Source organism: Streptomyces sp. NPDC026062 (assembly GCF_055568375.1).
The window spans coordinates 118,259-131,504 of the sequence record NZ_JBVHOQ010000012.1 but is presented as its reverse complement, the minus strand read 5'-3'; the positions used below and the strand labels follow the sequence as shown (position 1 = coordinate 131,504).

Genomic DNA, 13,246 nt, shown 5'->3' with positions numbered 1-13,246 from the left:
CCAGCCCGCAGGTCGCCAACCCCACGGGCCGTGCTTCCGGATTGGCGCCGCCAAGGGCTGCGGCTGCGGCTGCGGCTGCCGTGTCAGTCTGCTGAAGTATCCTTCCCGCCACCACACACCGACTCGGAGGACCGAGAGACTTGACCGGCCTGTCTGCTTTCCCGCTGCCCTTTCGCGCTTCACGTTCCATATCGTCCGCGGCACCCCGAACACTGCGGGAACTTCAGATCATGCAGTGCAGCTCACATATCCGGGAAAAGCCGGGGTGGTTCGACAAGATGAATGACGCCGGCATCGTCTCCAGGTGGACGGAAGAGGCGGTCGCCCAAGGGCTCACCGAAGCACAGGTTCACTACATGCTTGCCGAACTCGGACACTACGCGGCGCTGCGGGACGCCGGGACGGGCATCGAGGTATCCGCCGTCGACGGGGTGTGGCAGTCGGACACACTGATCGACGACAAGCTCGGATCCCGGCTGCGCGAGGCGGCCCGGGTGCTGGAACAGGTTCCCGAAGCAGAACGGGACTGGCACCCCGGCTCCGGCGGGCAGGTGATGGATCTGGTTCATCCCTCACTCTTCTGTCTGGTGAGAGAGGCGGGCAACGCGCCCGAGCGGGCTTGGCGGAATCCGACGGACCGTTACTCCGCCTACGAGTTCTCGGAGAAATTCCAGTGGCTGCCCACGGACGTCGACGTCAGTTCCGACGGTGACATCAGCTTCCGTTCGTACGTCAACAACGTCCACCCCGAGGCTCATCACGAACTGGCCTCCGTACTACCGGACTTGCTCGCACGTCTGCGCCCTCTTTTCGAGAACGTGCTCACCGATCTGCGCCACCCGCGCCCCCTGCGGATCGAGGCCGATCCGCAGGGTTGGTACGACAACGCCCAGGAACCGGAGTATCCGGAAGAGTCCTCCTACAGTGACGAGGCGGCCTATGAAGAAGCCGTCGAAGCGTGGGAGGAGACCTATGACACCTGGTGGGAGAACCGCCGCCCGGTCATCCCGGACGCCCCGGCCTTCAGCCCGCCCGAGGTGCCCGACGGATCGGCCCGAGTCGACCTGCGCGGCCGCCGCCTCCAGGTCATCGTCAAGCTCGCCACCATTCATCTCACCCCGGAGAAGCCCGAATACTCCGGCGGCTCCTGGCATGTGGAAGGGATGCTGAACGAGCGGATCGTATCGACCGGCATCTACTACTGGGACAGCGAGAACATCACCGAGAGCCGGCTGAGCTTCCGGACGGCACTCAACGAACCGCACTACGAACAGAATGACAACAAGGGGATGAGTGAGGTCTACGGACTGGAGAACGAAGGCGCGCTGAACCAGACGCTCGGATCGGCATCGACCCCGGCCGGGCGCTGCCTGGCGTTCCCAAACGTCCTGCAGCACCGCGTCGGCTCATTCCGCCTCACGGACCCGACCCGCCCGGGACATCGGAAGATTCTCGCGTTCTTCCTCGTCGACCCGTCGGAGAGCATCGTCTCGACATCCGATGTGCCACCGCAACAGCCGTGGTCCGACACGTCGGCCATGACGCTTGAACAGGCCAGGGGCTATCGCGAACAGCTCATGCAGGAACGCAAGTTCTTCGTCGACGAGCACAACGATCAGCTCTACGAGCGGGAGTTCTCCCTCTGCGAGCACTGACCTTCTTCCGTCCGCCCGATTCGGCATCCAGGCGGGGCCGCCAGGCTGCCGAATCGGCGCAGGACACTCCCGTGCCGCTACGGACGGCCGATGACCACGGCGCCCCGGAAGCGGTCGCGGTCCGCTGAGAGGGCCGACATCGTGTCGAGGGACCCGTCGCGGACCGGCAGAAGGTGGGCATCGACCCAGGTGTCCCCTGTTTCCGCGTTGGCCCACGGATCATCGATCACGACAGCTCCGGGCACGACGCCGTGACAGAGCACCCAGTGCGGCACGTCGAACCCCTGCATACCGGCGAGCGAGAGCAGGAGCAGCACATGCTCCCGTCGGCCGATCGCATCCCGGATCGCGGTGAGGGAGAGGTGGGCCGGGTCGATCGGCACGCCGATCCGCCCGGCGTCCGTGCGCGACGCGCGCTGGAGCAGGGCACGCCACTCCTGTTCCTTCTCCGGGAGATGGTCGAGCAGGACCGGCCGGTCCGTGTCGAGGTGGACCGTGACGGGGGACGACGGCCAGGCCCGGCGCACGGCGACGCCCAGTCCGACCGGCTCGCACGCGAGGAAGTTGTTCGCGTCGCGCCACAGCGTCAGTTCCGTCCGACGGTCGAGGGCCTCCGTCGGCAGCATCCCCGCGTGCGCCTGCGCGACCAGGGCGGTGACGGCACCGCAGGTGAAGTGCGTGGTCTGCCCGTAGTACGGGGGCTCGGCGACCACACCGTCGTCCAGCCAGCGGACGTAACCGGAAGCGGGTCCGTCCGCTCCCTCCGACTGTGTGAGCGGAGGAGTCAGGGGAGCGAAGCCGGCGGCGGCGGCGTCCTCGGGATCCACTGTCCAGCCTTCCCACTTGACCTGCATGAGCTCTCGGCGGCGTGCGTGGGCGACGACTGCCGCAACGGCTGCCCGTACATCGCCGACGGCATCGACGATCTTCAGATACGCCGTGCCGGGGCGTGCCGTCACGAGCGCGGCAGCGGTCCACTCCTCACCGCCGTCACCCGGAACGGCGACGATGTGAGGGGTGTGGGCCGAGCGGTCGACCGTCTGCCACCGCTCCGGCAACCGGTGGTCCCCGAGCCACCTCGACAAGTCCGGTGACTCACCGGGCACGAACGGGACGACGACGCTCTTCACGGGTGATTCCTGCGGGGACGGCATTCCGGTTCTCCTGGCGGACGGCGGGGTGATGGGGACGGATGACGGGCCTTCACCCGCGGGTGATCGGCCGTGCGGACTCGGGCAGCCGCCCGGATTCATGCCCGGGACTGCCGAAGCACCCAGACGAAGTAGGGGGCACCGACCAGGGCGATCATGAGACCGGCCGGTACCTGGGACGGGGCGACGACGGTGCGGCCGAGGGCGTCGGCCACACAGACCAGCAGTGCGCCGAGCAGCATCGCGACCGGGATCGAGCGCCCGTGGCGGGCGCCCACCAGTGACCGGGCGAGGTGAGGGGCGACGAGCCCCACGAATCCGACGACGCCGACGGCGACCACGCTGAGTGCCGCCAGCACCGCGGCGATCGCCAGCGCCGCGAACCGTACGCGTACCGGCCGGATGCCGACGATGCGTGGGGTGTCCTCGTCGACGGCGAGCAGATCCAGCCGGTCGCGCATGGCGAGCAGCACGGGGAGCGCGAGTGCCAGGGCCACCGCGACCGGGACGACGTCGGGGAACGTACGCCCGTACGTCGTACCGGAGAGCCAGGTGAAGATCCGGGGTGTGTTCCACGGGTCCGCACGCAGCAGGAGGAAGGTGGTGAGGGCGCTGAGTCCGTACCCGCAGCCGATGCCGATCAGTACGAACCGGTCGGGCAGGAAGCCACCGCGCCAGGACAGCAGGGCGATCAGTCCGAACGTGGCGAGCCCGGTCACGACGGCGGCCACGATGAGCAGCGGGCGGCCGCCGGACACTCCCGATGTGACGATGACGACGGCTCCCAGCCCCGCGCCAGCCGTGATGCCGAGCACCCCCGGCTCCGCCAGCGGATTGCGTACCGCGCCCTGTACGACGCATCCCGCGAGTCCGATGGCCGCACCGGCGAGGATCGCGGCGACCACGCGCGGGATCCGGTCGTCGAGCGCCTGCCCGATCAGATCGGGAGCGGTGCCCTGGGCCCAGAGCGCGATGTCCCCCGTCCGCAGCCAGAGGCTTCCCGCCAGGACCGCCACGACGGCCGCCGCGACCAGAAGTACCGCCGAGGCGGACAGGACGAGAAGGAACGCGCGGCGCGAGCGTGCGGCGACCCGTGCGCGCGGTGGCTGACGGAGCCCGCCCGTGTCGCGGAGACGGAGCGCGAGGACCACGATCACAACGGAGCCGAGCAGCGCGGTGGGCACACCGGTGGGAATGGAGGCGGCCCCGTCCGCGCCCTGCACCGCACGCAGTGTCGCGTCCGCCAGCAGGATGAGCAGCGCACCGAGCAGCCCGGCCGCGGGCACCAGGTAGAGGTGTCGGCGCAAGGCCCGGACCCGTCCCGCGATCAGCCGGGCGAAGACCGGGGCGCCGAGGCCGACGAAGGCGAGAGGGCCGGCGAGGGTCACTGCCGTGCCGGTCAGAACCACCGCGCAGATCACGGCGATCACGCGGGTCGACCGGATCGGCACGCCGAGGGTGGACGCGGCGTCGTCTCCGAGGTTCATCACGTCGAGCCGCCGGGACAGGGCCAGAGCGACGCACAGCACGACGGCCACGACCGGAAGGGCGCGCACCGACGCGTCGATGTTCATCTAAACAAGCGAGCCGCTCCCCCAGGCGAAGAGGCCGGTCGTGTTCTCCTTGAACAGGATGAGGACCATCGAGGTCGCCGAGTCCAGGGCCATCGCGATCGCCGACCCGGCGAGGATGAGGCGGGTACCCGAGGTGCCCGCTGCCCGGCCCGCGAGGAGCAGCACGAGTGCCGCGGCGGCCAGGCCGCCGGCGAAGGCGACGGCGCCGGACGCCCAGAGGGGGACGGTCAGACCGAGCGCGGCGACGAGCGAGAGCGTGAAGTAGGACCCGGCCGTCACCGCGAGTGTGTCCGGGGAGGCGAGGGTGTTGTGCGTGACGGACTGCAGCAGCGTGCCCGCCGATCCGAGGGCGAAGCCCACCGCCACACCTGCGAGCAGTCGCGGCAGGCGCGAGCCTATGAGGATGTCGCCGACCGGCGCTCCGCCGGTGTTCTCCCGTTCCCCGGTGAGGTACCTCACCAGTTGGCCGGCGCCGACACCCGACGTTCCCTGCGTCAGGTGCCACATGCCCACCAGGACGGTCAGGACGGTCAGGACCGCCAGGACGGCCGCCCCGGTGGGACCGCCGCCGCGCTCGGTGCGCGGCAGCGTTTCCCTCCGGGGTGCCGATGTCTGCGAGATGCTCACTTCTTGTCGAGTACGTCGACGAAGGCGTCGATCGCCTGCTCGCAGGAGCGGGGACCGCCTGCGCCCCACACACCCGACGGGAAGGCGTGGGCGCGGCCTTCCTTCACGGCCGGGATGGTCTTCCAGAGCGGGTTCTTCTCCAGGGCGGCGACATACCCGCCGGCCCCTTCGTCATTGGCGTAGAAGAAGTTGGCGTCGCCCACCGCGGTGAGTCCCTCGACATCGGTCTGCGCGAGGCCGTAGGAGGGATCGACGCCACCGTCGCCATGGGCCTTGTTGACGTCGTCGGTCCATACGGGCTTCATGCCGAGCTCTTCACCGATCTGGGTGAACAGGGCGCCCTTGCCGTAGGGGCGGACCGTCAGGTTGCCTCCCTCGAGCCATCCGTCGAAGAACAGGAAGTCGTCCGTCGGCAGATCGGCGTCGGCGACCTGCTGCTTGGCCTTCGCGAGGTGGTCGTCGAACTCCTTGATCACCTGGTCGGCGCGCTCGGTGCGCCCCGTCGCCTTGCCGATCATGCTGAACACGTCCTGCATGTTCCCGATCGGGTCCTTCGGGTTCGCCCCCAGCGTGGCCATCACGGGCACGCCCCGCTTCTCCAGCTTCGCGATGGTCTCGTCGTCGGCCTTGAACGCCTCCACGACGATGAGGTCGGGCTTCGACGCGTAGAGGGTGTCGAGGTCGGGCTCCTCACGGGTACCGATGTCGGTCACCCCGCTGGGCAGCTTCTCCGCGCTTACCCAGGTGCTGTATCCCTTGGCGTCCGAGACCGCGGTGGGGGTGACGCACAGGGTCAGCGCGTCCTCGACCTGCTGCCACTCCAGGACCGCGATCCGCTTGGCGGGCTTGTCCAGCTTCACCTGACGGCCGACGCCGTCCGTGAAGGAGACCGGCTTCGTCGAGGTGGTCGTGGTGTCCTCGGCACAGCTCGCCGACGCGGGCGCCGCGTCGGCACTGCTGCCGGCGGCTTCGGTCTTGTCGGCGGAGGTCGTGCCGCAGGCCGTTGCGACGAGGGCGATGAGCCCTGCGGAGGCTGACGCCGCCAGGCGGTGGGCACGGTTCATGAACGGTCCTCTTTCTTGCGATGGGTTGCGGCGGCGGACGATGCGCCGCCGGCAATGCGGGCGGGGTGCTGTCCGACCGCCTCGGGCGGGGTGTTCAGGCAGGTTGGCCGGGCCGATTCAGGCGGACCGGAGGCCGGGCCGTTCGGACGGGAGGGACCCGGCGGATTCGGAGGGGACGACCCGGAAAGCCCGGACGGGGCGACCCGGCGGTTGCTGACGGGACGACCGCTCCGGAAGGGGCGGCCCGCTGGTTTCAGACGGAAGAACCGGCCGTCGGGGACGGGCCGGCCCGCCGGTTTCAGACGGGATGGCGTCCGATCGGGTCGATACGGAGACGGCCCGTGCGGGGATCCGTGCCGACCTCGACATGGATGTCGTAGACCTCGCCGATGTTCTGCGCGGTGAGGACTTCGGCGGGTGCTCCCACCGCATGAACGCGGCCGGAGCGCATCAGGACCAACGTGTCCGCGACGCGGGACGCGTGGTCGAGGTCGTGCAGCACGATGCCGACGGCGATGCCGTGCTGCTCGACGAGATCGCGCACCAGGTCGAGGGTCTCGATCTGGTAGCGCAGGTCAAGGTGATTGGTGGGTTCGTCCAGCAGCACGACGCCGGTGTCCTGGGCCAGGCAGGCCGCGAGCCAGACCCGCTGCATCTCACCGCCGGAGAGCTCCCCGACCGGCCGGCCGGCCATGTCGCGCACGCCGGTGACGCCCATGGCGTGGTCGACGGCGCTCCGGTCCTCGGCCGTCGGTCCGGCGAAGCCACGCCGGTACGGGTGGCGTCCGAAGGCCACGACCTCCTTGACCGTCAGTCCTTGGGGCGCGGGCCTCGACTGCGAGAACAGCGTGACCTCGCGGGCGAACTGGCGGGCGCTGAGCACTGCGGTGTCGCGCTCGTCCGTTCCGCCGGGGGTACCGAGCGTCATCCTGCCGGCGTCCACCGGGTGCAGCCGTGAGAGTGCGCGCAGCACTGTGGACTTCCCGCTGCCGTTGGGCCCCACCAGTGCGGTGACACGACCGGGTTCCAGGGCGAGCGAGACGCCGTGGACGACCTGCTTGCCGCCGTGGCTCAGCGCCAGGTCGTGCCCGTTGAGCGCGGCCGCCGCGGGGTCGGGGCGGGGCGCGGCCACGGGGGCGGCGGTCTGCCGGAAGGGGCTTGTGAACATCGATGCGTCCGGAGTTTCGAAGGGGCGTGGACTGCGGCACCCTCCGTCCGGTCTTCACGAGCCGGACAGCGAACTCTTCCGCGGACGGGCAGCACCGTCCACGGCAAGCACCAACTAAGGGTTACCTAACTTCGAGAAGGTTATATTCCGCTTGCCATGTCGACAACCAGGAGTTCTGGACATGCGATACGGGATTCCGGACATTTCACGAGGGGAGGTCGGCTGCCGCGAAGAAGGCGCCCGGAGTGGTTCCCATGACCCGGCGGAACGCGGCGATGAAGGAGCTGGGCTGCGCGTAGCCCAGCGTCTCGGAAACCGTCATCACATCGAAACCCTCGGAGAGGAGCATCAGGGCCCGGTGGATCCGCAGCATCTGCCGCCACTGGGCGAAGGAGAGGCCCGTCGTCTGGCGGAACGCGCGGGTGATCGTGCGTTCGCTGGTCCCCAGCAGCCGCGCCCACTCCTCCAGCGAACGGCCGTCGGCAGGATCGTCCAGCAGGGCTTCGGCCATCACATCGATCCGGGGATCACCAGGCAGCCGCAAGGCGAACTGGCGCGCCGACGGCTGAATCACGTCGAACACCACCGACTCCGCCCGGGCTCTGGCCGATGGGTCGAGATCCGTGCGGGACAGGTGGGCCAGCAGTGACTCGAGCAACGGCGTCATCTCGATCGCCTGCGGCTCGCCGAACGCGAACGGGGTACGCTCGGGGGCGAAGAGGGCGTCGTGGAACTCCGCGCCCGCCGTCGCCCGGCCACTGTGAACCACACCCGCCGGCATCCACAGCCCGCTGCCCTCGAACACGGTGAAGATACGGTCCCCCACCTGGGACGTCAGCGTTCCCCCGCGTACCCAGACGAGCTCGTGCAGAGGATGCGCGTGCGGTGTCCACTCCGTGGGAACGCGCGGAATCCGGAACCCCGCGCTGATAGCGAAGGGGCCCACCGTCTGCTCCGTGGGTGCTGGAGCACTGCGCACCACCGTGCCCGCCTCGCGCCGCCACATCCCGGGCATCGCTTCACCACAGGACGATCGGACCATGCGTTCGAGTCTATCCCCGGCCCACACCGCCCCCGGGGCTGCGACAGACAGGGCGGTCGCACCCGAGGCGGGTGAGGCTCGGGCACCCCGGACCGGCGGACGGCTTCGCCCACCACCGCACCGGCGTGTCGCGGGCTCAGACCGCCGAACGGGGTTCGGGGCGTCCGGTGATCTCCGCCGCGTTGGCACGGATCCACTGCAGCAGCGGGTCCAGCGCCGCCGCCGCGCCACGGCCCAGGTCGGTGACCGAATACGTCACCGAGGGTGGCTGCCCCGTGCCGACGCGGCGGTGCACGAGCCCGTCCTGCTGAAGTGAGCGGAGCGCCGATGTGAGGCTCTTGTCGCTGATTCCCGCGACCGCCGTGCGTAGTTCGTGATAGCGGAGCGGTTCGGTCAGCAGCGCAGTGAGGATCAGGATCGTCCAGCGGCCGGCAAGGTGCGCCAGCACCTCGCGCGCCGGGCAGTCCTTGTGGAACACGTCACCCATCACACCTCTCCCGGTCTCCTGGACTGCGCGCTCACCCGTGGGAAAGCACCGCACCACGTGGTGAGCGCCTTCCGCCGCACCGCCACTCTCCTTAGGTTAGTGACCTGCTCACGCCCGAGGAGGAAGCGTGCCACCAACCACACTCATCACCGGAGCAGGCCGCGGTCTGGGGGCCGCCGTCGCACGGCACCTGGGAACGCGCGGACATCACGTGATCGTCAACTACCGCACCGGTGCGGACGACGCGGCAGAAGTAGTGCGCGACATCGAGGCCGATGGCGGCAGGGCGTCGAGCGCGAGGGCCGACGTCACCGACCCCGCCGCCGTCGATGAGCTGGTGACCGGGATCCTCGCCGAGCACGGGCGGATCGACACCGTCGTCGTCAACGCCAACACCGCACCGCCACCGTTCGCCCCGTTGGCCGACCTGCCCTGGGCGGCCTTCGCGGCCAAGGTCACCGGAGAGCTTGCCGCTGCCTTCCACATCACCAAGCGCGTCCTCACACCGATGCGGGCACAAGGCGCGGGCCGGATCATCTACATCGGCAGCACCTCTGCGGACTACGTCGGCGAGGGCCGGCTCGCACACGGCACAGCAAAATCCGCCCTGGCCACATTCGCCCGCCACGTCGCCGCGGAAAGTGCGCGCGACGGCGTCGGCGTCATCGTCGTCGCGCCCGGCGCAGTCCGGACGCCGGCCACCGCAGAAGTTCTGGCGGGCCGGCGTGGCGAAGCCCTCGCCCGCGAGTCGGTGCTGGGCCGGGTGCTCGAGCCCCACGATGTCGCCGCCGCGGTGGCACTGGCCGCCGATCCCGCGCTCCGAGCGGCCACGGGCACGACCCTGCGGGTTGACGGCGGCTGGTCGGTCCTCGTCGGCGGCCCGACCAGCTGAGCGCACACGTCCGGGCCGAACGGCCAAGGCCCTCGGGCGGAGCCCTGTCGTTCGCGTGACGGGCCGGCTCGCCGGACTTCGGGCCACGGGCCACGGCATTCGTCGGCGAAGCGCCCTCGGACCGTCCATCAGCTCGTCCTCCCGCGCGCCTCTCCCTGGACACCGACAACGTCCGCGCGTCGGACGGAGGTTCAGCCGTCTTGGCGGCAATCACCGCGACGCAGTACACATACGGTCGTACGTATACTAGTTTGGGTTCGGGCTTGGTTCGGGCTTGGGCTTTCGCCCCGGAAAGGGCAGGCCGCCAAAGGCGGCCTGCCCGGCGAATGGGTCGCGCAGCCCCCGGCCCTCACATCCGGCACAGAGCGTGCGGACGACGAGCAGGGGAGGCACTCGTGACGAATGCCAAGGAAGAAGTGCTCGCGACCGATGGGCCGCCGGAAGACCGCTCCGCCCCGCCCTGGCCCACCGTGTCGACCGTCATGACCGGCATGTTCATGGCCATTCTCGACTCGTTCATCGTCGTTGTGGCGGGCCCCGCGATCCAGGACGACCTGGGGGCGACCGTCGGCCAGATCCAGTGGATCCTCGCGGGCTACCAGCTGAGCTACGCGGTATTCATGATCACCGGTGGCCGCCTCGCGGACCTGTACGGGCGCAAGCGCCTCTTCGCCATCGGCACCGCGCTGTTCACACTGTCCTCGCTGGCCGGCGCCGTGTCACTGAGCCCGGGGGCCCTCATCGCCGCCCGCATCGCACAGGGCCTGGGCGCAGCGCTGATGGTTCCCCAGGTCTTTGCCGTCATCACACTCACCGTCCCCGAGAAGGGCCGCCCCCGCGTGTTCGGCGTCCTGGGCATGGTCATCGGCATGGCGACCATCAGCGGGCAGCTCGTCGGCGGTCTGCTGATCGGAGCGGACCTGTTCGGCACCGGCTGGCGTGCGGTGTTCTGGGTCAACGTCCCGATCGGGATCGCCACATTCGCGCTCGCCATGAAGTTCGTCCCGGAGTCGCGTTCCGAGAGCGCACGTAAGCTGGACTTCGCGGGTGTGGCAGCCCTGAGTGCCGCGCTGCTACTGCTCACCTACCCGCTGATCCAGGGGCGGGAGGAGGGATGGCCGTGGTGGGCATGGGCCTGTCTCGCGGCAAGTGCCGCCGCCTTCGCCCTGTTCGTGGCATTGGAGCGGAGCCTCGACCGGCGCGGCGGGGATCCGCTGATGCGACTGGCCCTGTTCACGCAGCGGTCTTTCTCGCTGGGAATCGTCCTGGTGCTCGCCGTGTATGCGTTGCTGACGTCGTACTACCTCGCCCTGTCCATCGCGTTGCAGGACGGCCTCGGCATGTCGGCGCTCGGCTCGGGCCTGGTGTACACACCGGCCGCGGTGGCCTTCTTCGTCTTCAGCATGATCGCCGGTCGCCTCGTCCCGAAGTACGGCCGCCGCGTACTGGAGGTCGGCTCGGTGGTGCTGGCGCTCGGGTACCTGGCCACCGCGGTCGTCCTGCTCTCCGGCCCGGGACTGACTCCGCTGCTGGTGATTCCCACCCTGATGCTGCAGAGCGTCGGCGGCGGGCTTCTCATCACGCCGCTGCTGAACACCGTGCTGAGCGGGGTCTCCGCGGAGAGCGCAGGGATGGCCTCCGGGGCTCTTTCCACCGCGCAGCAGGTGGGTGGAGCGCTCGGTGTGGCCGTGATCGGTGCCGTGTTCCTCAACTCGTTCGACCCTGCCGACGGCGGTCAGGTCCACGCGGCAGGGCACGCCTTCGCCATGTCGTCGCTCACCACGTTCGGGATCGCGGTTCTGGCGTCCACACTTGTCTTCCTGCTGCCCGGACAGGAGAGAGCCGCCGTGTGACGACAGGTTGCGCGGCCCGGGCCGTCGGACCGGGCCGCGCAACCTGTCGTCACGTCATTACGGAGAAGGCGGCGGGATCAGCGCGGGGGCACCAGGAGCCCGTCGATGATGCGGCGCGTCCTGTCCACGGCCTCCGTGTCCCCGGACTGAAGGGCCGTGTTGGTGGAGCAGAGCAGGGCGTCGATCTGAAAGACGTTGAGCTCGACGTCGAGTCGGGCCACCTCGCCGGAATTCACAGCCTTGCGCAGTTCGGTGGCGAGGGCTTCGCGCCACTCCCGCTGATCGCGGAACAGCGCGTCATGAACCGGACCCGGCCGACTGTCGAACTCGGCAAGATTCGCCACTCGGAAGCACCCGCCCGCGAACAGCGGGGTCTCGGCGTAGACCACCCAGTGGTCCAGCAGCGCACGCAGGCGGGCGATGCCCGCGGGGGCTGCCGTCGCCGGGCGGATCACAGCATCGATGAACATCTCGCGCGCGAACTCCACGGTGGCGAGTTGCAGGGTCTCCTTCGTTTTGAAGAGAGTCTGAATCCCTGCCTTGCTGAGTCCTGTATCGACGGCCAGCCGACCGAAACTCACGCCGCCGAGTCCCTCCAGCGAGGCGATGTCGACAGCCCGGCGAAGCACCGTCCCGCGTGTCCGGGCTCCACGCAGGAGACGCTTGTCCGTGACTTCCGGCTGAATCCTCTCCGACGCCTCGGACGGAGGCGATCCGGCACCGCCGACTCGGGAGCCGATCGACTTCTCAGCACTGCCCATACGGTCGATCGTAACCTGTTCAACCCGCGAATCGGATCGCTGGAAGCCGACCCCGGAAGCGCTGACGTGGTGCCGGGCCGAGCGGGACAAGCCCGAGAGACATGCTCGCCGGTCAGTCCCGTCACGCACGGCTCAGTACATGAGCCAGCCCCTTGACCATCTCGGTCGCCAACACCGCCTGCCCCGAGGCCGAGAAGTGGATGCGGTCCTCACTGAGCAGGTCTTCCCGGGCATTGACGGGGTGGTCCCACATGTCGACCATCACGGCGCGGTACTCGGCGGCCAGTGCGCGGGTGATGTCATTGACCTTCGCCACTCGCTCCGCCCAGTCCGGGAACGCCGGAACGAGATAGGCCCTGCCCAGGGTGAAAGTGGTCAACTGGGCCCCGGTCCGGGACGCCAGGGCGTACATGCGCCGCAGCCCCTGCTCGATCCGCTCGAAGTCGGGCTGCCGCCGCACGAGGTCGTTCGCCCCGCACGGCAGGTGCACCAGGTCCGGGCCGAACTCCCACAGGTGATCGATCTGCTTGACAAGAGTCTGCTCCGTGGTGGCGCCGACCTCGGCCGTTTTCAGATACTCCAGGTCCGGCCGCACCCGGCGAAGAACCGACGCCAGCCTGTCGGGCCAGCCCGCATCCGCGTACCCGGGGCTCGGATCCCCGGTGCCGGCCGACAGACTGTCGTCGATCACCGCGAATCGGCTCCAGGGTGCGTCGAACAAGAGCGCCGCCGCGTCCAAGGACTGCAAGCAGTACGGATCGGACTCCTCGGTGAGCCGCTTCATGGTCATAACACAAGCATACGTACGGTCGTATGCAAGGACAACACTTCCGGCATCTCTCAGCCGACCGAAGCGCGGCGCGTCAGCGACAGTTCGGGGTGCCGCGCCACCCCTCAGCCTGCGGTGGTCACCTGTTGAGCGCGGGGACGATCTTGAATCCGTAGGTGCGGGCAGGCGTGTTTCGGAGGAGG

At 69.4% G+C, this 13,246-nt stretch carries 10 protein-coding genes and 1 pseudogene; 3 read left to right on the top strand and 8 right to left on the bottom strand.

The features are described 5' to 3' along the window. Positions 1-140: 140 nt before the first annotated feature. Entirely contained in the window at positions 141-1,655 is a 1,515-nt protein-coding gene (locus ACZ4LX_RS13880) for a DUF4246 domain-containing protein (protein WP_467649614.1), read from the top strand. Between the two features lie 77 nt (positions 1,656-1,732). Here the strand turns inward: ACZ4LX_RS13880 and ACZ4LX_RS13875 are convergent, their stop codons facing one another. The 6 genes and pseudogenes from ACZ4LX_RS13875 to ACZ4LX_RS13850 form a co-directional block, all read right to left on the bottom strand. Next, positions 1,733-2,809, bottom strand: coding sequence for a peptidase C39 family protein (locus ACZ4LX_RS13875; RefSeq protein WP_467649613.1), 1,077 nt, complete (start codon positions 2,807-2,809; stop codon positions 1,733-1,735). A 95-nt stretch (positions 2,810-2,904) separates the two neighbouring features. Further along, positions 2,905-5,007 (bottom strand): annotated as a pseudogene (locus ACZ4LX_RS13870) (iron ABC transporter permease). After that, the gene (locus ACZ4LX_RS13865; RefSeq protein ID WP_467649612.1) at positions 5,004-6,071 is read right to left on the bottom strand and encodes an iron-siderophore ABC transporter substrate-binding protein; all 1,068 of its coding nucleotides are present in this window, start codon (positions 6,069-6,071) and stop codon (positions 5,004-5,006) included. The pseudogene ACZ4LX_RS13870 and the gene ACZ4LX_RS13865 overlap by 4 nt, the downstream one beginning before the upstream one ends. Before the next feature lie 298 nt (positions 6,072-6,369). Continuing rightward, positions 6,370-7,239, bottom strand: coding sequence for an ABC transporter ATP-binding protein (locus ACZ4LX_RS13860; RefSeq protein ID WP_467649611.1), 870 nt, complete (start codon positions 7,237-7,239; stop codon positions 6,370-6,372). A gap of 205 nt (positions 7,240-7,444) precedes the next feature. Then, on the bottom strand, positions 7,445-8,245 hold the full coding sequence (locus ACZ4LX_RS13855; RefSeq protein ID WP_467649669.1) for a helix-turn-helix domain-containing protein: 801 nt from the start codon (positions 8,243-8,245) through the stop codon (positions 7,445-7,447). Positions 8,246-8,417: 172 nt separating this feature from the next. Then, positions 8,418-8,768, bottom strand: a complete 351-nt coding sequence (locus tag ACZ4LX_RS13850; protein ID WP_467649610.1) for a winged helix-turn-helix transcriptional regulator — start codon at positions 8,766-8,768, stop codon at positions 8,418-8,420. Positions 8,769-8,895: 127 nt separating this feature from the next. On the opposite strand from ACZ4LX_RS13850, the gene ACZ4LX_RS13845 reads away from it, so the two are divergent. Beyond that, positions 8,896-9,660, top strand: a complete 765-nt coding sequence (locus tag ACZ4LX_RS13845; protein WP_467649609.1) for an SDR family oxidoreductase — start codon at positions 8,896-8,898, stop codon at positions 9,658-9,660. A gap of 395 nt (positions 9,661-10,055) precedes the next feature. Continuing rightward, positions 10,056-11,513, top strand: coding sequence for an MFS transporter (locus ACZ4LX_RS13840; RefSeq protein ID WP_467721175.1), 1,458 nt, complete (start codon positions 10,056-10,058; stop codon positions 11,511-11,513). A gap of 77 nt (positions 11,514-11,590) precedes the next feature. Here ACZ4LX_RS13840 and ACZ4LX_RS13835 read toward each other — a convergent pair whose 3' ends face one another. Both ACZ4LX_RS13835 and ACZ4LX_RS13830 read right to left on the bottom strand, forming a co-directional pair. Continuing rightward, positions 11,591-12,274: a TetR/AcrR family transcriptional regulator gene (locus ACZ4LX_RS13835; protein ID WP_467638081.1), complete on the bottom strand. Its 684-nt coding sequence runs from the start codon at positions 12,272-12,274 to the stop codon at positions 11,591-11,593. Between the two features lie 121 nt (positions 12,275-12,395). After that, positions 12,396-13,064 (bottom strand): SGNH/GDSL hydrolase family protein, encoded by a 669-nt coding sequence (locus tag ACZ4LX_RS13830; protein WP_467638084.1) that lies wholly within the window; start codon positions 13,062-13,064, stop codon positions 12,396-12,398. Positions 13,065-13,246: the final 182 nt, after the last annotated feature.

Coding starts and splice junctions, on each gene's coding strand:
- ACZ4LX_RS13835 (WP_467638081.1), bottom strand. CDS start 12,274: ATGGGCAGTGCTGAGAAGTCGATCGGCTCCCGAGTCGGCGGTGCCGGA.
- ACZ4LX_RS13860 (WP_467649611.1), bottom strand. CDS start 7,239: ATGTTCACAAGCCCCTTCCGGCAGACCGCCGCCCCCGTGGCCGCGCCC.
- ACZ4LX_RS13850 (WP_467649610.1), bottom strand. CDS start 8,768: ATGGGTGACGTGTTCCACAAGGACTGCCCGGCGCGCGAGGTGCTGGCG.
- ACZ4LX_RS13830 (WP_467638084.1), bottom strand. CDS start 13,064: ATGACCATGAAGCGGCTCACCGAGGAGTCCGATCCGTACTGCTTGCAG.
- ACZ4LX_RS13855 (WP_467649669.1), bottom strand. CDS start 8,245: ATGTGGCGGCGCGAGGCGGGCACGGTGGTGCGCAGTGCTCCAGCACCC.
- ACZ4LX_RS13875 (WP_467649613.1), bottom strand. CDS start 2,809: ATGCCGTCCCCGCAGGAATCACCCGTGAAGAGCGTCGTCGTCCCGTTC.
- ACZ4LX_RS13865 (WP_467649612.1), bottom strand. CDS start 6,071: ATGAACCGTGCCCACCGCCTGGCGGCGTCAGCCTCCGCAGGGCTCATC.